Source organism: Parafrankia sp. FMc2 (assembly GCF_041008525.1).
GTDB lineage: Bacteria > Actinomycetota > Actinomycetes > Frankiales > Frankiaceae > Parafrankia.
The window spans coordinates 1-18,730 of the sequence record NZ_JBFLUG010000017.1 but is presented as its reverse complement, the minus strand read 5'-3'; the positions used below and the strand labels follow the sequence as shown (position 1 = coordinate 18,730).

Genomic DNA, 18,730 nt, shown 5'->3' with positions numbered 1-18,730 from the left:
CCTGCAGGTTCGGCTCCCGGGGCCGTGGGGCAGGGCCGCGGTCGATCCACCCGGCCCGCCCGCGCCGGCCACCGGCTCGTCGTTCCACGGCATGCGGCACCCGCCCGCACACTCTCCGCATAGGGTGCTTTCTACGTGCTGCGTGGAGAGGCGGGGCTGTCACCGGTGGTCGCGACGCTGGCGGAGCGGGAGCGCAGGGCGAGGATCGTGCGGTACTGGCGGGCCATCGAGATGTTCAGCCCGCAGCAGGTCGGCAGGGTCTCGCCGGAGCGGCGGATGTTCCCGGTCGACGCTCGCCGGCCGCTGCCCTGGGAGCAGGGCCATGCGCTGCGGGACGCGCCCGTGCCCGCCGGCATGGCCTGGCGGCACACCGTGTACTGCGGGATCTTCCGGACCTCCGCGGCCCGCGATGTCCTGCTGGAGGTCTTCGGCGGCAGCGAGGAGGATCACGACAACCGCGTCGACGGGGACAGCGCGCTCCTCGCCTTCGAGGTCACCGACGAGGGGCGGCTCCTCGGTGAGTCGATCACCTTCTCGTCGTGTGCCTGGGCGGTCGGCCGGGCCCGCAGCCCGGGGCCGGCAGGGGCGGGATGGCTCGACGGGTTCGAGGGCGATGCCACGTCCTGCGCGGAGGTCGTCCTCGACGCCGGGGACGGCCGGCTGACGATTGTGGAACGCGGGGGCGGCAGCCGGCAGCCGTTCGCCGGAATGATGTGCGAGATCGTGCTCAGTGCGGCCGGGGGCGCGATCGCGCCGCTGGTGGCGCCACTGCTGGGTGCGGCGGCGGGGGCGGTTGTCGGCGGCACGCAGGCCGCGGCCGAACGTGTCCTGAGTGAACGCCGGCGGGCCGGGGCCGGCCATGAGAACAGAGACGGTCACCAGGACGACGAGGACGACGAGGACGGTCCGCGGCTCGGAAGTCGGCAGCTGACGGTGCGGGACCTGTCCGCCGTCACCCGCTGGCTGTCGGACCGGTTCGGTGTCACCACGGACCTCACGCCCACGGCCGTCCGCGTCCAGAGCAGGCTTGTCTCCCTCCGACGGGCCGACAAGGCGACGGGTACGGACTTCCTGAACAGTTTCATCGCGGCCGATCTCGCGCTCGTGGCCGGTCGACTGGCCACCTCGGAGCCGGGAAAGGCACTGGGCGACTATCTGACGGCGTCCACGGCCGTTCGTACCGACCGGCGCCTCGATCTGCGGCGCAACCCGGCCGCGGTGCTCGCCGGAGTCGAGCCCGAGCGGTTTCCGCTGGGACGTTGGCCGGCGAAGACGGAACATCCGCTGGTGCGCAGCCAGCAGTTCGCGGTCAACGACATTCTGGAGCGGTTTGCCGACGACGTTGACGGCGGCGTCTACGCCGTCAACGGCCCGCCGGGTACGGGCAAGACCACGCAGTTGCGGGACCTCATCGCCGGCGTTCTCGTCCTGCGGGCCCAGCGCCTGGCCGTGCTCGCCCATCCCACCGCCGCCTTCACCGGTCCGACGCATCGATGGACCACGGGCCACCTGCACCGCTCCGTGTGCGAGCCGGCCGCCGCCCTGGTCGGTTTCGAGATGGTCGTCGCGTCGGCGAACAACGGCGCGGTGGAGAACGTGTCACGGCAGATCCCCGAGCTGGAGTCGGTGGACGAGGCCTGGCGTGCGCAGGCGTCGTATTTTCCCGACCAGGGCCGGCTCGTCCTCGACGGCGCGCCGGCCTGGGGTGCGCTGGCGGCACCGCTGGGCAACAGAGGCAACCGCCAGGACTTCCGCGACAGGTACTGGTTCGGAACCGACCGGGAGAAACAGTCGGCCAGCGCCGCGAACGGCCGCCCGCGCGACGGCCGTCCGCGCAATGGCAGCCTCCGCACCGGTCCTGTCCCTCGGGCCTCCGGCTCCGGCTCCGGCTCCGGTCAGGGCATGCGCGACCTGTTGAAGCGTACGGCGCAGCAACCGCCGGACCAGGGCGCCTGGCGGACGGCCGTGAACCGCTTCCGCGAGGCGGAGCGTGCCGTGCGGGCGTTGCGTGACGAGCGGCAGCCGGCCGCGCGGGCGCTGCGCGAGCTGCCCGGAGCACAGTGGGCTGTGCGTACCGGGCAGGACGCCGCCCGCGACGCCGACCAGCGTCACCGCGCGACCCTCGCGGCGCTGACCGACGCCACGGAGCGACTGGCCACGCTGGAAGGTGACGTGCGGCGCTGGGCCGAACGGCAGGCCGAGCACCGGCGGGCGCGGCCCGGTTTCCTGCAGGGGCTGTTCACCCTGGGCGGCGCGCAACGTGACTGGCGTGCCCACCAGCGTCCCCTCGCCGAGGCGCACCGTGCCGCCGAAGCCGCCCACGACCTGCAGGCCGGCACGGTGGCCACCCACGAGCAGGCCCGGCGCGCCGCGCAGGCCGAGGCGGCGACGGCGTGGGAGACGGCCCGGCGGGCGCAGCTCCACCGTGACGCGCTCGAAGCGACCGTGGCAACGGCCCGGGCCACCTGGGGCCCGCACGTGCCCGCCGACCCGACGGGCGCGAGCGGTGCCCACGGCGCTCAGGGCGACGAGGCGGAGGCTGCCGGGGAACTGGGCTCGCCGTGGTCCGATCCGGAGTTCACCGCCGCCCGCACCCGGCTGTTCCTCGCCGCCATGGACCTCCACCGGGCGTTCCTCGAAGGCGCCGCCGACCGGATGCGCAAGAACCTCGACGCGGCCATGGACGTCCTGTGCGGTGACGCGCCGAAAACCATCCCACCGGGCGCGGTGCTCGCCGCCTGGCGGAACCTCTTCCTCGCCGTCCCGGTCGTCTCCACCACCTTCGCCTCCCTGGACCGGATGTTCGCCGGCCTGGGTGCGGACGCGCTCGGCTGGCTGCTGATCGACGAGGCTGGCCAGGCGACCCCGCAGATGCCGGTCGGCGCGCTCTGGCGGGCCCGGCGTGCGGTCATCGTCGGAGACCCGCTGCAGCTGGAGCCGGTGGTCACCCTGCCGCACACCGGCCAGCAGGCGCTGCGCCGCGCCTACGGGGTCGACGAGGAGTGGGTGCCGTCCCACACGTCCGCCCAGCGGGTCGCGGACCGGTTGAACCCGCACGGCACCTACCTGCCGGCGCCGGACGGGTCGGGCGTCGACCAGGTCTGGGTCGGCGCACCGCTGCGCGTGCACCGCCGCTGCGACCAGCCGATGTTCGACATCAGCAACCGCATCGCCTACGACGGTCTCATGGTCCACGGCGTCAGCCGCGGCGACTACCCCATCGCCCGCCGCGGTGTGTGGTGGGACGTACCAGCCGGGCCGACCACCCAGGGGAAATGGAACCCGGCCGAGGCGGACGCGGCCAACGTCATCATCCACCGCCTCGTGGACCAGGGACTGAATCCCGCGACGGACCTGTTCGTCGTCAGCCCGTTCCGCGACGTCGTCACGGGGCTCCGTGGCGACCTGTGCCGGACGGTGAACCGGGACCATGTCGGCACCGTCCACACCACGCAGGGCAAGGAGGCCGACGTCGTCCTGATCGTGCTGGGCGCGGGCGGCTCTCGGCCCGGCGCCCGGAACTGGGCGGCCAGCAGCCCGAACCTGCTCAACGTCGCCGTCAGCCGAGCCAGGCGGCGGCTGTTCGTCGTCGGAGACCACGCCGCCTGGCGAGGACACCGCTACTTCGACGTCCTCGCGGGCAGCCTGCACCACGTCACCGACGAGGAGCAGGCCACCATGCGCCGCGCCGCGCCCGGGTCCCTCGCGGGACCCTGCCGCTGCTCTCAGCCGCGGTGAAGCCCGGTGCGGGTGAGCCAGGTCGCGACCTGCTGGTCGGCATCGGTGACGGTCTCGCCGAGCGCGGCCAGACCGTCACCGATGGTCGCTCCGCGGCAGGCACGGCCGTAGTCGTCGGCGGCGCGGCCCAGGCCGCTGACGGCGTAGGTGACGACCGGGTGGACGGTCCTGCCGGTGAAGTCGAGCGCTTCGGTGAACGTCCACATGATCATCGGCGGTCGTGCGTTCCAGATGGGACTGCCCAGCAGCACCACGTCGTAACGGTCGAGGGACGGCGCGGAGCCGGCGATCGCCGGGCGGGCATCGGCGTTCTGCTCCCGGACGTTGCGTGCGACCGTGGCCTCGTAGTCGTCCGGGTAGGGGTCGGCGGCCTCGATGCGGTGGACGTCGCAGTCGATGCGACCAGCGATCAGGTCTGCCAGCACCTCGGTGTTGCCGACGGTCAGGTTCCGGCGCCCGCCGTAGTGGTAGTTCTCGCCGGCCCGGGAGAAGTACGCCAGCAGCACCCGTCCGGCCTGTCCGGCCTGTCCGGCCCGTGCGGGGTCGAGGGAGGCTGTCCCGGGTGCGCCTCCCTGCGCGGCGGCGTCGCCGCGTGAGCCGGGCTCCGGGTCGGACGAGGTTGAGCAGCCGCTGAGCGCGGGCCCCGCGGTGGCCGCCGCCAGGGCCGCGCCCAGCAGCGCCCTGCGGGTCGAGTGCGCACTCATCGTCGGGTGCGGGTCGTGGCGGTCAGGACGAGCCTCCTTGCTGGGATGGCCCCCGCGCGATCCATGCCGTGGCGGGACGACCGGGATCGCTGCCGCTGCCCGCCCGCGGCGATGCGCGGGTGGTCCGGTGGTGGATGGTTCGGATGGTTCATGGCCCGGCGGTGCGCCTTCTCTCCCCGGCCACGCCACTGTCAAACGGGGGTGCGCCGCCGGAAAGGGGGCGGCCGTCGGACGCGCTGTGGCCGGCGGCCGTGCTGTGGCCGGCGGCCGTGCTGTGGCCGTCGGCGGTGGGGCGGCTGGCGATCGGGGTGTGGCTGGCGGCCGGGGTGTTGCTGTCGGCCCAGCTGGCCAGGAACCGCAGCGCCTCCTGCGCCGGGGAGTCCGGCGCGGCGGTGTAGACGTAGAGGTTCATGCCGATGTCACCGGGCAGCACCAGCGCCTGGTAGGCGAGCTCGATCTCGCCGACAACCGGGTGGTGCATCCTCTTGGTACCCGCGGTGTGGTGGCGCACGTTGTGCGACGCCCATCGGACGCGGAACTCCTCGCTGCGGGTGGACAGCTCACCCACGAGGTCGGACAGCGGCTTGTCGTACGGATGGCGACCGGCCTCGATCCGCAGGCTCGCGACGATGTCGCTGGCGGCCGTGTGCCAGTCGACGAAGAAGTCCCGCGCTCGCGGATTGAGGAACGTGAACCGCGCGACGTTCGGCGGCTGGGCGGTCTCGGCGTGGATGTCGCTGTACAGCGCGCGGGCGAGCTTGTTGGACGCGAGAATGTCACGGCGGCCGTTGCGCACGTCCGCCGGCGCGTCGGTGATCGCGTCGAGCACCCGCTGGATACCGGCGGGCACCCGTGCCCGCCCCGCGCCCGCTCGGGACCTGGCCGAGGTGGTGGCGTTGGCGGCCCGGGCCAGGTCGAACAGATGCTCGCGTTCGGCGTCGTCCAGCTGCAGCGCGCCGGCGATCGCCCCGAGCACCGATTCGGAGGCGCCGACGAGGTTCCCGCGCTCCAGGCGGGTGTAGTAGACGACGCTGACCCCGGAGAGTGCCGCGACCTCCTCGCGGCGCAGGCCGGGCACACGGCGGTTGTCGCCGAACGCGACCAGGCCCGCCTGCCGGGGGGACAGCCGCGCGCGGCGTGAGGTCAGAAACTTGCGCGCCTCGCTGCGGTGGTCACCAGTGTTGCCTGCCATGTGCCTGACAGTAGGCGTGGGCCCGAACGGGTGGGAGTCCCCGCCGGTATCCCTCACCGTGGTGTCGCCCCGCATCGCGGCGTCGCCCCTCACCGCTTCCCGGCACCGCTTCCCGGCACCGCTTCCCGGCACCGCTTCCCGGCGTCGCGGTGTCTCCCGCGACGCGGCTTGACCTTGACCCTGCGTCAGGGCCCCAGCATGGCGGCATGACCGCTACCAGGCCCGCGATCGAGGTCGTCGGACTCACCAGGTCCTACGGCGACCACACCGTGCTGAACGGCGTCGACCTGACCGTCCCGGAGGGCACCGTCTATGCGCTCCTCGGGCCCAACGGCGCCGGCAAGACGACCATCGTCAACATTCTCTCCACCCTGCTGGCCCCCGATGCCGGCGAGCTCCGCGTCGCCGGCTTCGACGTGCGGCGCGACCCCGGCGGGGTGCGGGCCGCGATCGGTGTCACCGGCCAGTTCTCCGCGATCGACGAGCTGCTGACCGGCCGCGAGAACCTGCGGCTGATGGCCGACCTGGCGCACCTCGGCCGGGCGGCCGCGGCCACCGCCGTGGCCGTGATGCTGGAGCGCTTCGACCTCGTCGACGCCGCCGACCGACGGGCGCAGACCTACTCGGGCGGTATGAAGCGGCGGCTGGACCTGGCGATGACGCTCATCACCCGGCCCCGGCTGATCTTCCTCGACGAGCCGACGACCGGTCTCGACCCGCGCAGCCGCCGCGACCTGTGGGCGATCGTGCGCGAGCAGGTCGCCGACGGTGTGACGGTGCTGCTGACGACGCAGTACCTCGAGGAGGCCGACCAGCTGGCTGACCGGATCGGGGTCCTCGACGGGGGCCGGCTGGTCGCCGAGGGCACAGCGGCCCAGCTGAAGCGGCGGGTGCCTGGCGGGCACGTGTCGGTGCAGTTCAGGCACGCCGCGGCGCTGGCCGCGGCGGCGGCGGCACATCCGGAGGCCACCTCCGACACCGATGCGTTCACCCTGCAGGTGCCGGCCGACGGCAGCATCGCCGGGCTGCGCCGTGTGCTCGACAGCCTGGACGACGAGGGCGTCGCGGGGCTGACGGTCGCGTCCGCCGACCTCGACGACGTGTTTCTCGCGCTGACCGGCCGCGCGGTCGAGGTGCCCGCCGCCGAGGCGCCCGCAGCAGAGGAGATCCCGGCATGAGCACCGCCTACACCGTCCGCGACTCGGCGACGATGCTGCGGCGCAACCTGCTGCACATCCGCCGCTACCCCTCGTTGTCGATCATGCTGGTCGCCCAGCCGATCGTGTTCCTCCTGTTGTTCGTGTACGTCTTCGGCGGGACCCTGGGCGCCGGCCTGCCAGGCCAGGGCGGCGGCGGGGATCGCGGCGACTACCTGGTGTTCATCACGCCAGGCATTCTGATCATGACGGTCGCCAGTGTCGCGCTCGGCACCGCGATCTCGACCGCGACCGACATGACCACCGGGATCATCTCCCGGTTCCGCGCGATGGACATCGCCCGGGCGTCGGTGCTCACCGGCCACGTGCTGGGCGCTGTCCTGCGGACCGGCTTCGCCGTGGTGATCGTGGCGGCGTTCGCGTTCCTGCTCGGGTTCCGCTCCGATGCCGGCCCCCTCGGCTGGCTCGGCGCGGTCGCGCTGCTGGTCCTCATCGCGTTCTCGCTCACCTGGCTGACCGTCGGCCTGGGCCTGGCGGCGGACAGTGTCGAGACGGCGAGCAACACCCCGCTGTTCCTGGTGATGCTGCCGTTCATCAGCAGCGGCTTCGTGCCGACCGACGCGATGCCCGCCGGCCTGCGCCAGTTCGCGGAGCACCAGCCGTTCACGCCGATGATCGACACCCTGCGCGCACTCGTCACGGGCACGGAGACGGGCACCGACCTGTGGCTCACGATCGGATGGTGCGCGCTGATCGCACTGCTCGGCTGCCTCTGGTCGCGCCGGCTGTTCCTCCGCGTGCCCACGAAGTAGGGAAAGAGCGAAGTAGGGAAAGAGACAGGGGAGTAGGAGACTGACGCGTGCTCACGATCAGCCAGCTGGCGTCGTACGCCGGCGTCACCGTGCGCGCGGTGCGGCACTACCACGCCAAGGGGCTCCTGCCGGAGCCGGAGCGCGATCACTCCGGCTACCGGTGCTACGGCGCCGCGGCCGCCGTCGAGCTCATCAGGATTCGCACGCTCGCCAGCGCCGGCGTCCCGCTCGCACGGGTCCGCGAGCTGCTGGGCGCGGGCGAGGAGGAGTTCAACGCCGCCATCGTCGACATCGACCGGCGCCTGCGTGCGGAGATCAGGGAGCGGCAGCGGCACCGGGAACGGATCGCACAGCTGGCGGCCGGGGACAGCCTGGCCCTGCCGCCGGAGGCGGTGGCCTATCTCGACCGGATGCGCGAGCTCGGCCTGCCGGAGCAGATGATCGAGGGCGAGCGGGACGCCTGGATCCTGGTCGCCGCCCAGCTGCCGGAGCACATGCCGCTCTACATGACGCTGAAGCGGCAGCAGCTCGACGACCCGGCGACGCTCCAGCTCTACCATGATCTCATCGGCGCGGCCGCCTGGGAGGCGGACGACCCGCGAGTGGAGGCCATCGCCGACCGGCTCGTCGCCCTCATCGAGGCCGACACCGAGGGCTGGGAGGACTACGACGAGGTGATGCCCGACGAGCTCGCGCAGCTCCTCGACGCGGTCTTCCTCGACTCGATGCCGATCGCCCGCACGCTTCTGGAGCTGCTCGAGGAGCGCGGCTGGCGCGGCTGGACCAAACTCGAGCGGATCCCCCCGATATAGCACCGCCATCGCCGCGGAGGCGGCTCCCGTCGACCAGTCACCGGGTGCGGTGGGCAGCCGGCTCAGCGGGAGGCCGGAAGAACCTCCTCGAACAGGTCGATCATCGCCTTCCAGGAACGTTCGTCGGCGCGACGGTCGTAGCGGATGCCGGGCCGCAGGCCGTCGTGGGACGGGTCGGTGAAGGAGTGGCCCACGCCGCCGTAGAGGTGCATCTCCCAGGCGACTCCGGCGGCGTGCATCTCCGCCTCGAAGGCCTCGCGCTGCTCGGGCGGTACGTACGGATCGTCGGTGCCGAGACAGACGAGGACCCGGCCGGTGATGTTCGCGGCGTCCGCCGGCCGGGGGGTCGTGAGAATCGAGTGGAAGCCGACGACGGCCCGCAGGTCGGCCCCGTCCCGGGCCAGCTCCAGGGCGAGGGCACCGCCGAAGCAGTAGCCGATCGCGGCGACCTGCCCCGGGGCCGCCGCCTCCTGCGCGAGCAGAACCTCCAGGCCGGCCCGGCCGAGCGACCGGACGAGCGCCATGTCAGCGGAGAGCTCGGCGAACCGGTCGGTCTCGTCGGCCCGCAGCTCACGCCCGCCGCCGTAGTAGTCGAGGGCGAAGGTGACATAGCCGAGCTCCGCCAGCCGGCGCGCCTGCCGTCGGACATTCTCGTTCAGGCCGCCGCCGCCGTGACAGACCAGAACCGCCGGGCGCGGGCCGGGCCGGCTCTCGTCGAGGGAAAGCTCACCGACGAGGCGCAGGTCCCGACAGGTGTACTCGATGTTCTCGGTGCGCATGGAGCCTCCGTCGGCCTTCGCGCGGGCTTCGGTGCGGGCTTCTGTGCGGGCTTGGTCGGCCCAGCATCCCAGAAGCCGTTCCCCGCGGGCGGCGCGACAGCCTCGTCCGGTCGGACCGGCGATCTTCTTGACGGCGGGTGCCGCCGAAGTTTGAATGCGTGTTCAAAGAAACGCGCAGGCGCTGCCGTCCCGGGAGGTTCCGATGACCGACACGACCACGGTGTACTGGGATCCGTTCGACCGTGAGATTGCCAACGACCCGTATCCGGTTTACCGGCGGATGCGTGCCGAGGCGCCGCTGTGGCACAACAGCCAGCACGATTTCTGGGTACTCAGCCGTTGGGACGACGTCAACAGCGGCCTCGTCGACTGGCCCACCTTCTCCTCGTCGAGGGGGCCGATTCTGGAGATCATCAAGGCGAATGTCGAGATTCCGCCGGGCACGCTGCTCATGGAGGATCCGCCGATCCATGACATCCACCGGCGCCTGCTCGCGCGGGTGTTCACGCCCCGCCGGGTCTTATCGCTGGAGTCGGCGATCCGGGAGTACTGCGTCCGCTGCCTCGACCGGATCGAGGGAGCAGACCAGTTCGACCTCATGACCTCCTACGCCAACGAGGTCCCGATGCGCGTCATCGGCATGCTGCTCGGCATCCCCGAGGAGGATCAGCTGGCGGTCCGGGAACGCACCGACGCCAGGCTGCGCACCGAGGCCGGCGGGCAGATGAAGGTGTCGGGGGCCGCGCTCATGGACACCGAGCTGTTCGCGAACTACATCGACTGGCGGGCCGCGCATCCCTCCGACGACCTGATGACCGAGCTGCTGGGCGCCGAGTTCGAGGACGAGAAAGGTGTCCGCCGCACGCTGACCCGCGAGGAGATCCTGACCTACGTCACGGTGCTGGCCGGCGCCGGCAACGAGACGACCGCGCGCCTGATCGGCTGGCTCGTCGCGTTGCTCGCGCGTTACCCCGACCAGCGGGCCGACCTTCTCGCGCACCGCGACCTGATTCCGAACACCATCGAGGAGACGCTGCGCTTCGAGCCGACCGGCCATGCCGTCGCCCGCTATGTCACGCGCGACGTGCAGCTGCATGGCCAGACGGTGCCGGCGGGCAGCGCGATGATGATGCTGGTCGCGTCGGCGAACCGCGACGAGCGGCGGTGGGACGGCGGCGAGCGTTACGACATCCGCCGCAGGATCGACCAGCACATCACCTTCGGGCTCGGCACCCACTACTGCCTGGGCGCCGCCCTGGCGAGACTCGAGGGCCGGGTCGCGCTCGCCGAGTTCCTCAACAGGTTCCAGGAGTGGGAGGTGGACTGGGACAACGCGGCGCTTTCCTCCACCTCGACCATGCGTGGCTGGGAAAGCCTTCCCCTCAGGGTCGGCTGACGTCGTCGCCCCGGCCCTCACCCGTTGTCTGCCGCCGGCCGCCTGCCGCGTCAGGCCGGATTCGTGGCCGATCGCAGTGCTTCGAGGGCCTGGTCGGCATGGCGGCCCATCGCGAACTCGGAGTCGATACGCGCGATCACGGTGTGGTCGGAGCCCACGACGAACGTCGACCGCTTGTTCGGGCCCCGCCGGCGCCTGACCCCGAACGCCTCCGCGATGGACCTGTCCGTGTCGGCCACCAGCGGGAACCCGAGTGTGTGTTTCGCGCTGAACTGCGCCTGCTTGGCCACGTCGTCGGCGCTGACACCGACGATGCCGGCGCCGACGGCGGCGAACTCCTCCGCCAGGTCGCGGAAGTGGCAGCTCTCCTTGGTGCAGCCGTACGTCATGGCGGCCGGATAGAAGAACACCACCAGCGGGCCCTTCGCCAACAGATCCGAGAAGCGCAGCTCGGCCCCTGTCTCGTCGACTCCCGCCAGATCCCCGACCTTGTCTCCCACGTCCATGCGGTGTCCCTCCCGGTTGTCGTACCCCTTGGTACGAACTGGGCGTGAGCCTATTACGTTCCCAGTCTGGTGGCATAAATACATCCGTCGAGGACTGCCGCCGCCCTCGCGGCGAGCCCGGCCCGGACCGGCGGCCGGCCGGGCCCGCGGGCCCACGCCCCCGGACAGGACCGCGCGGATTGATCGATTGGGAGATCGAATCCAGGTTGTGGTGATCCCGGGGGCCTTCCATCGTGGAGCGGCGCGGGCCTGCGCGAAAGCCCGGGAGGAGCTCAGCCCATGCCGTCTTCCACCGCCGAGAGATCACACAGCTTCGACGTCTTCGAGCACTACGAACGGCTCCAGTGGAAAGTCTGCGACCTCGGCCTCGACACCGTCCGGCGGGAGCTCGTCCAGCCTGCCTACATAGCCCTGGTCCGTGGAGTCGTCGTGGGCGAGGCGACCTCGCTCCCGGGGCTGCACGGCTTCCTCAGCGAGTTCTCCGACGACTACGACTGCTCCGCGTTCGTCGCGATCTGGGCGTACCAGGAACTGCAGCACCACTACGCCTTCCGCGCGTGGCTCAGGGCGGTCGGTGTGCACATCGACCAGGACCGGATCGAGGCGCTGCGTGAGCCGTACGAGGCCGGCATCACGCCGAGCGCGACGCTGACCACGAACGTCATCTCGGAGATCATCGTCAACACGGCCTACCGGGCCCTGGCGGAGTGGGTGGAGGAGCCCGTCCTGGCCGACCTCTTCCTCCGGGCGAGCCGCGACGAGGCCGGCCACGCCCGCGAGTTCCTCTTCTACCTGAAGCGCCGCCTCGCGGACCATCCGCACGAACTGAAGTCGGTGCTGGAGCGCATCCACTTCTACGTCACCAACCCGCGGCTGAACCACCCGGTCGGTGTCTACAAGCACCAGCGGGTCGAGGAGATGCGCGACCACGAGACCGTGGACGACGTGATCGACGTCTTTCTGCGGATCTCCCCGCCGGACGCGCAGGAGAAGCTGCAGGCCAGACTCCGCCGCATGCTCGGGACGGCGGTTGGCCGCGACCTCAGCCGGAACTCGGCGATCCGCCACGCCATGGCCGAGCTCTCGTCCTGACCGAAGGAGCCACGATGACGCCGTCCGCCTCCGAGGTTCGCAGCACCGTCACGGGCATCGTCGCCCGTGAGCTCGGCACGCCGGCCGAGACGATCACGCCCGACCTCGACCTTCGCACCCTTCAGGGCGCGGACTCGATGAAGGTCCTCGTCATGATCTCGCGTATCGAACGCACCTACGACATCGAGATCGAGGACGAGGACGTCTTCTCCCTGGCCTCCGTCAACGACGTGGTCCGCGTCGTCCTCGCGACGCTCGCGGCGACCACCGTCTGAACTCCGGAACGGCGCAGACCCGGAACCGGGACTGGACGTCAGCATCACGCCCGGGGTGTGCCCCGCCCCGGGCGGATGCCCGGCCCGGGGTGACCGACGGGCTCTCCGCCGGCGTCGGGGTTGGGGTTGGGGTCGGCGTCGGTGAGTGCCCGCAGCACCGCGCGCATGTACTCGAGCGCCTCGCGGTCGTCCAGCGCCCGCCCCCACGCCTGCTCCCGCTCCGGACCGAGGTGGGGCTGCGCGGCGATCGCCGCGGCGGCGTCGTCCACCAGGGTGTTCCAGTCAGGTGCGTCGAGAAGGCCCGTCGTCGCGAGGAAGCCAAGCATCCGCGCGGCGTCGGACAGCCGGCCGACGGCTGCCATCATGTTGATGAACTCGACACTGGTGACGCAGGCAGCCTGCATGTTGTCGTCGTCGAGAAGCTGGTCGATGTGGCCGCGCAGGATGCCGAAGGCCCGCGCCCGGTCCCCGCGCCGGAAGACCGCCCCCGCCTCGATGACCCGGTTCGGGGAATGGGTGCGCTGCGGCACCGTCACCCCGACGGCCTCGTCGAACAGCCGGTTGGCGCGGGGGAGGCCGCCCTGCAGCGAGGCGGAGTAGCCGAGCATCACCAGGGTCAGGTTGAGCAGTGTCGGAGGCCCCTGGGTCCGGTACCGGTGCACCAGAGCCGTGGTGAACCGGTCGTGTTCGGCGAACCGTCCGGTGAACAGCAGTGCCGCGCCGGCGTCCAGCTCGAACTGTTCGGCCAGGTCGTCGTCGCCTCGCCGGCGCAGGTCCGCGATGGCCGGAGTCGCCCAGACGCCGAGCGCCGCGTAGTCCTGGCAGACCGACGCCCGTGCGTGGTGGACCAGCGGATGGTCTGGTTCGCCGTAGCGCTCGACGAGGCGTTCATAGGCGTCGTTGCGCCGGCTCAGTTTGTAGCGCTGCGCCGCCCAGGTGAGCCCGAAGACGACGAGCTCGTCGTCGGGCGGCGAGATGGCCAGCAGCCGTTCGACCCAGTCACCGATCTCGTTGCGGCTGCGGCGCACGATCTCGACGACGACGCGGCGAACGAGCGCGTGGGCGAGCTGTTGCCGCTTCGCGGCGCACGCCCAGTCGAAGGCGGCCCGCAGGTTGGGCCAGAGCTCGTCGAGGCGAGCCACCCCCTCGACCTCGGCCTGGCCCGCCAGCAGAACCTGCACCCGGGCGGCCGCCTCCAGACACCACAGTGCGTGCCGTTCGGCGACGTCCTCGGTCTCGCCGGTCTCGGTCAGCCGTTCGGCCGCGAACTGCCGCATCGTCTCCAGCAGCCGAAACCGCGGCCCGAACGGCCCGGAGTCGACGACCAGCATCGAACGCGCGACGAGGGTTCCCACCACCTGGTCCACGTCGGTGCCGCCGATGCTGCCGGCGGCAACCGCCGTCGCGCCGCTGAGGTCGAACGGTCCCGCGAACACCGACAGCCGCTGGAACAGCCCGCGCTCGGCTGCGCTGAGCAGGTCGTAGGACCAGGCGATGGTGGCACGCAGCGTCCGGTGGCGCCTGGCGGCGGTGCGCGGCCCGCCGACGAGCAGCCGGAGATGATCGTCCAGCCGGGTGAGCAGATCGGCCGGAGCGAGGGTGGTCGTCCGGGCGGCGGCCAGTTCGATGGCCAGCGGCACTCCGTCGAGCCGGCGGCAGATCTCCTCGACGGACTGGCGGTTCGCCGGGGCGTCGAACCCGGCCGACAGGGCTGTGGCCCGCTCCTCGAACAGCTCCGCCCCGGGCCCGGACGGTTCCAGCGGCCCGACCGCGACGAGTCGTTCGTGGCCGTGGCCGAGGCCGAGAGCCTCCCGGGAGGTGGCCAGCACGCGCACGTCCGGACAGCCCTCGGCGATGGCCGCGGCGAGCTTCGCCGCCCCGGCGGCGACGTGTTCGCAGTTGTCGAGCAGGAGCAGTGCTCGGCGTGGTCGCAGCGCGGTGACGACCGAGCCGTTCAGATCCCGTCCGGCCAGCTCGGTGATGCCCAGCGGGGTCGCCACCGCCCGCGGGACGTCGTCGGAGGTGGTGATCTCGGCCAGCTCGATCAGCCAGGCGCCGTCCAGGTCGGAGCGGCGGGCCGCGGCCGCGACGGCGAGCCGGGTCTTGCCGATGCCACCCGGGCCGACCAGGGTCACGACGGGGGCCGCGGTCAGCGCCTTCTCGACCGTGTCGAGAAGGGCGTCCCGCCCGAGCAGGCGGCCCAGCCGGCGCGGCAGGTTCCCGCGGCGACCGTCCTCCGTGCGCGGTGGCGGGTGTTCGCCGTGGCCGACCTGGTAGAGGCGTTGTGCGGACACCACGCCGTCGAGACGGTGGGTACCGAGATCCCGAAGGTCGTCGCGATCGAGCAGCAGCGCGGTCGCGGCGGAGGCGAGCACCTGCCCGCCGTGCCCGGCCGCCGCCAGCCGGGCGGCCAGGTTCACGGCCGGTCCTAAATAGCCGTGGCGCCGTTCGTCGGTCTCACCCGTGTGCAGGCCGAGCTGGGCCCGGATGGCCATGCCAGCCGGCCAGGCCTCGTCGCGCGCCGCCACCTGCAGGTCCAGCGCCCACGCCACGGCGTCGGCGGCGCGGTGGAAGGCCACGCCGAACGAGTCGCTGCCGCTGGCGAAGACATGGCCGCCGTGACGGCCGACGGCGGTCCGGACGAGAGCCTCGTGACGAGCCAGGGCCAGCGGCATCTCGTGCCGGTGCGACGCCCACCAGCGGCCCGCGTCCGCCACCTCACAGAAACCGAACGTCACGGTCCCGGACGGTCTCGCCGCTGCCGCTGCCGCTGCCGCTGCCGACGACGCTGCCGTATCTGGCGCCGCGGGCCTGGCCAGCCGTCCGTCATGACCGAGGATGGATGCCTCGAGCTCCCGCAGCCGAGGACCGGGCTCGACAGCGAGCTGGGAGATGAGACGTTCACGGGCTGTGCGGTAGGCGGCGAGGGCGTCGGCCTGGCGGCCCGCCCGGTAGAGCGCCGTCATCAGCAGCGCCCACAGGCCCTCGCGGAACGGGTAGGTGGCGGTCAGCTCGGTCAGCTGGCCGATCGCGGTGGACGCGTCAGCCTCGACCCGGTGCTCGAGATCTGCCTCCACGACCGCCAGCCACTGTTCGATCAGGCCGTTGACCGTGGCGGTCAGCCCCGGTGCCACCAGACCGGCCAGCGGGGTGCCCGTCCACTCGGCGAGAGCCGCCTCGATCTCACCGGCCTCGGCCAGCCGCCGGAACCGGAGGACGTCGACCGCCTCGGGGCCGACAGCCAGGCGGTAGGCCGAGCCGGCGCGCTCGATCGAGCTGGATCCCAGCGCGCCGCGCAGCCTCGTCGCGTACGACGCGAGCGTGCGGTCGGCCGTTCTCGGCGGGGTGTCACCCCAGATGAGCTCGGTCAGCCGCCACACCGGGACCGCCCTGCCCGCGGACAGGGCGAGCGCCGCGAGCAGCGCCTGGCATTTCGCCGGCCCGACCTCCGCCGGGCGGCCGTCGGGCGTGACGGCGCCGACTCCACCGAGTAGACGGATCTGCAGCACCGCGCCGCTCCCTGCTCTGTCCTCGCCCGGGGGAGACCTCGGAAGATCACGGTAAGGAGCCCTGCGGGCATCCCGACCCAGTATGACTTTCCTGGCTGCGCCACTCTCCGGAACAGCCGGCCGGGCTCAACAGAAACTCGACCCGTTCGAGGAGATCACACAACACGGTCGCGGCAGCCTCGACTCATGCACGCACTTCAGTCCCGACAGCTTTCCCGCGGCTGGGCCGCCGCGCTGTTCGCCGGATTCGTGACCGTGGGGGCCATCCAGCCGCCGCGGCATGAACGACCGCCGACGCAGCCGGCCTGGGCGGACATCCTGATCGTCGCCACCCTGCTGCTCCTGCTGGTCGCCTTCCTGGCTCTGCTGGCCGGCCGGCGCTGGGGATTCACCCCCGCCGCCTACGGCAGCGGCGGCTTCGTCCTGGTGTCGGCGGTGTGCCCGGTGTGGGAGCACCATCAGATCGGAGCGTGGTGGGTGGCCCAGATCGGTATCAGCGTCGCCATGCTGGTCGGGTCCGTGATCGGACGGTCGGCGCCCACCAGGCCGACCGCCGCGCCGTCTGTGTCCGCGGCGCTGTCGGTGTCAGCCCCGCCGTCGGCGTCCGCCGGCCTGTCCGTGCTCGCCGCGCCGGGCGCGGTCTCGGTGTCCTCCGCCGCCACCGGACGATTCCGGGAGGCCCGGTGAAGGCGATCGTGCAGGAGCGGTTCGGCCCGCCGGACGTCCTGAGGCTGGCCGATGTCGACGTCCCCGAACCCGGCCCGGACGACGTCCTGGTGGCGGTGCGGGCCGCCGCGCTCAACCCGTACGACTGGCACATGCTCCGCGGCGATCCGCTCGTCGCGCGGCTGTTCGGTGGGATGGGCCTGACCCGGCCGAAGTCGCTGGTGGCCGGGCTGGACGCGGCGGGCCGCGTCGAAGCTGTCGGTCGCAACGTCACCGGGCTGCGCCCCGGGGACGAGGTACTCGGCTACTGCCCGGGCGCCTTCGCCGAGTACGCGCTGACCTCGCCGGAGATGGTCGTGCCCAAGCCGGCGGCACTGTCCTTCGAGCAGGCCGCCGCCCTGCCGATCGCGGCGACGACCGCGCTCCGCGGGATCAGGGACGTCGGCCGCGTCCGGGCGGGCCAGCGCGTCCTCGTCAACGGGGCCGCCGGTGGTGTCGGCACCTTCGCGGTCCAGTTCGCGGCGGCGTCGGGCGCCGAGGTCACCGGCGTGTGCGGCACCGCGAACGTCGACCTGGTGGCCTCCCTCGGTGCGTCCTCCGTCGTCGACCACACGTCGGCCGACTTCACCGACACCGACGACCCGTACGACGTGATCCTCGACAACGTCGGCAACCGGCCGCTGCGCCAGCTGCGCGGCGCGCTGGTACGGAGCGGAACCCTCGTGGTCAACGCGGGTGGCTCACCCGGCCACGTGTTCGGCGCGGTCGGTTCGACGCTGCGGGCGGTCGTGGTCAACTGTGTCGTGCGGCAGCGGCTTACTCCGCTGCCGGACCGGCGTGAGAGGTTCTTTCTGCTCGCGGTCACCGATGCTGTCGAGAAGGGGACGCTCTCGCCCGTTCTCGATCGGATGTACCCGCTCGCCGATGTCGCCGAAGGCCTGCGTTACGTCGAACGAGGCCACGCCAGGGGCAAGGTCGTCGTCACGGTGGCCTGACAGACCCCCGTGCCATCACAACTGCCGACCTGGTGATCGGCGGCCGGGCGATCGACCTGTCCGCGCCTCGTCATGCGGGGGTGGGCGTGGAACGGACGGTGCTGGAGCTACGGTCCACCCTCTCGAGCATTGCGGTGGCCGAGCAGCGGGCCTGCCAGGTGGCCGCGGAGTCCGGACTCGATCCCGACGACGGGGAGCGGCTGGGCCTGGCGGTGCGGGAAGCCGTGGCCAACGCGGTGATCCATGGGAACCGGCTCGACCCGGTGCTGCCGGTTCGCCTGCTCCTCGACCGCGACGCGCACCGGATCACCGTGACTGTCGGCGACCGGGGCCCGGGCTTCCTCCCTCGTCCGCCAGACGACGGTGCAGTGAACCTCACGCCGTCGGGCCGCGGGCTGATCCTCATCGCCCACTGCGTCGACGGTGTCGATGTCACCCGCCGCACTGATCCACCGGGATGCGACGTCGTCCTGGTGAAACACCTACCGGAAGGACTGCCTGATACTCGTGAAGATCGCCCGCCGTCAGCAGAACGGCGTCACCATCCTCGACCTGTCCGGCAAGATCACCATCGGGGTGTGTGACGTCGCGCTTCGCCGGGCCGTCCAGGACGAAATCGGGAACGGCAGCCTCAACCTGCTGCTCAACTGCGCCAGCGTCACCACCATCGACAGCTCCGGCATCGGCGAGCTCGTCAGTTCCTACACCACCACCCAGCATCGCGGTGGCAAGCTCAAACTGCTGAGCCCGCCGCCCAAGGTCCAGGACATCCTCACGATCACCCAGCTGATCAGCATTTTCGAGATCCACGAGGACGAGAAGGAAGCCGTCGCCAGCTTCTGAGCCCGACGGGGTGGACGGCCGCGTCCGGGCCGCGACCGTCCACCCTGCTGGTCGCCTCAGTGCGCGGGTTGCTGGGCCGTGACCAGATGCGCACGGCGGTGGACGTCGCGCGGGGAGCAGCGGCGCTCTAGTAGACTGTCGCCGCTAATGTGTGGGGTATAGGTGGCGGAGTTTGGTGCGGGCGTCATCGGTGGTGAAGTGCCAGTTGACCTGTCGCTGGTCGGCGTTGACGGCTGCCTGCCAGGCGGTGAGTT

At 71.9% G+C, this 18,730-nt stretch carries 16 protein-coding genes; 11 read left to right on the top strand and 5 right to left on the bottom strand.

Features of this window, described 5'->3' with window-relative positions; all coding sequences use genetic code 11:
* Positions 1-135 precede the first annotated feature (135 nt).
* Positions 136-3,738, top strand: coding sequence for a DEAD/DEAH box helicase (locus tag AB1460_RS08855; RefSeq protein ID WP_368960220.1), 3,603 nt, complete (start codon positions 136-138; stop codon positions 3,736-3,738).
* Here AB1460_RS08855 and AB1460_RS08850 read toward each other — a convergent pair.
* Entirely contained in the window at positions 3,726-4,442 is a 717-nt protein-coding gene (locus AB1460_RS08850; protein WP_368960219.1) for a flavodoxin, read from the bottom strand. The two genes, AB1460_RS08855 and AB1460_RS08850, sit on opposite strands and share 13 nt — an antisense overlap.
* 148 nt (positions 4,443-4,590) lie before the next feature.
* Positions 4,591-5,634, bottom strand: coding sequence for a helix-turn-helix transcriptional regulator (locus tag AB1460_RS08845; protein WP_368960218.1), 1,044 nt, complete (start codon positions 5,632-5,634; stop codon positions 4,591-4,593).
* A gap of 206 nt (positions 5,635-5,840) precedes the next feature.
* Between AB1460_RS08845 and AB1460_RS08840 the strand changes: the two genes are divergently transcribed.
* The 3 genes from AB1460_RS08840 to AB1460_RS08830 are packed head-to-tail and all read left to right on the top strand — an operon-like array spanning position 5,841 to position 8,415.
* Positions 5,841-6,812: an ABC transporter ATP-binding protein gene (locus AB1460_RS08840; protein ID WP_368960216.1), complete on the top strand. Its 972-nt coding sequence runs from the start codon at positions 5,841-5,843 to the stop codon at positions 6,810-6,812.
* Positions 6,809-7,603 carry an ABC transporter permease gene (locus AB1460_RS08835; protein ID WP_368960214.1) on the top strand — a complete coding sequence of 265 codons (795 nt, stop codon included), beginning with the start codon at positions 6,809-6,811 and terminating at the stop codon, positions 7,601-7,603. Before AB1460_RS08840 ends, AB1460_RS08835 begins: the two co-directional genes overlap by 4 nt.
* 47 nt (positions 7,604-7,650) lie before the next feature.
* Complete coding sequence (locus AB1460_RS08830) at positions 7,651-8,415, top strand: MerR family transcriptional regulator (protein WP_368960213.1); 765 nt, start codon at positions 7,651-7,653, stop codon at positions 8,413-8,415.
* Between the two features lie 62 nt (positions 8,416-8,477).
* Here the strand turns inward: AB1460_RS08830 and AB1460_RS08825 are convergent, their stop codons facing one another.
* Positions 8,478-9,194, bottom strand: a complete 717-nt coding sequence (locus AB1460_RS08825; protein WP_368960212.1) for a dienelactone hydrolase family protein — start codon at positions 9,192-9,194, stop codon at positions 8,478-8,480.
* Between the two features lie 202 nt (positions 9,195-9,396).
* Between AB1460_RS08825 and AB1460_RS08820 the strand changes: the two genes are divergently transcribed.
* A complete protein-coding gene (locus tag AB1460_RS08820) occupies positions 9,397-10,590 on the top strand; it encodes a cytochrome P450 (protein ID WP_368960211.1) in 1,194 nt (397 codons plus the stop codon).
* 50 nt (positions 10,591-10,640) lie between these two features.
* On the opposite strand, the gene AB1460_RS08815 is transcribed toward AB1460_RS08820, so the two are convergent.
* Complete coding sequence (locus AB1460_RS08815) at positions 10,641-11,096, bottom strand: peroxiredoxin (protein ID WP_071086597.1); 456 nt, start codon at positions 11,094-11,096, stop codon at positions 10,641-10,643.
* 279 nt (positions 11,097-11,375) lie between these two features.
* Between AB1460_RS08815 and AB1460_RS08810 the strand changes: the two genes are divergently transcribed.
* Together AB1460_RS08810 and AB1460_RS08805 are read left to right on the top strand one after the other, a co-directional pair.
* Positions 11,376-12,188, top strand: a complete 813-nt coding sequence (locus AB1460_RS08810; RefSeq protein WP_368960210.1) for a ferritin-like domain-containing protein — start codon at positions 11,376-11,378, stop codon at positions 12,186-12,188.
* Positions 12,189-12,202: 14 nt separating this feature from the next.
* Entirely contained in the window at positions 12,203-12,463 is a 261-nt protein-coding gene (locus AB1460_RS08805; RefSeq protein WP_368960208.1) for an acyl carrier protein, read from the top strand.
* Between the two features lie 44 nt (positions 12,464-12,507).
* Here AB1460_RS08805 and AB1460_RS08800 read toward each other — a convergent pair whose 3' ends face one another.
* A complete protein-coding gene (locus AB1460_RS08800) occupies positions 12,508-15,972 on the bottom strand; it encodes an AfsR/SARP family transcriptional regulator (RefSeq protein WP_368960206.1) in 3,465 nt (1,154 codons plus the stop codon).
* A 186-nt stretch (positions 15,973-16,158) separates the two neighbouring features.
* On the opposite strand from AB1460_RS08800, the gene AB1460_RS08795 reads away from it, so the two are divergent.
* The 4 genes from AB1460_RS08795 to AB1460_RS08780 are packed head-to-tail and all read left to right on the top strand — an operon-like array spanning position 16,159 to position 18,476.
* Positions 16,159-16,659 carry a hypothetical protein gene (locus AB1460_RS08795; RefSeq protein ID WP_368960205.1) on the top strand — a complete coding sequence of 167 codons (501 nt, stop codon included), beginning with the start codon at positions 16,159-16,161 and terminating at the stop codon, positions 16,657-16,659.
* Positions 16,656-17,633, top strand: coding sequence for an NAD(P)-dependent alcohol dehydrogenase (locus AB1460_RS08790; RefSeq protein ID WP_368960203.1), 978 nt, complete (start codon positions 16,656-16,658; stop codon positions 17,631-17,633). The genes AB1460_RS08795 and AB1460_RS08790 overlap by 4 nt, the downstream gene beginning before the upstream one ends.
* Positions 17,634-17,665: 32 nt before the next feature.
* Complete coding sequence (locus AB1460_RS08785) at positions 17,666-18,217, top strand: ATP-binding protein (RefSeq protein WP_368960202.1); 552 nt, start codon at positions 17,666-17,668, stop codon at positions 18,215-18,217.
* On the top strand, positions 18,141-18,476 hold the full coding sequence (locus AB1460_RS08780) for an STAS domain-containing protein (protein ID WP_368960200.1): 336 nt from the start codon (positions 18,141-18,143) through the stop codon (positions 18,474-18,476). The genes AB1460_RS08785 and AB1460_RS08780 overlap by 77 nt, the downstream gene beginning before the upstream one ends.
* Positions 18,477-18,730 lie beyond the last annotated feature (254 nt).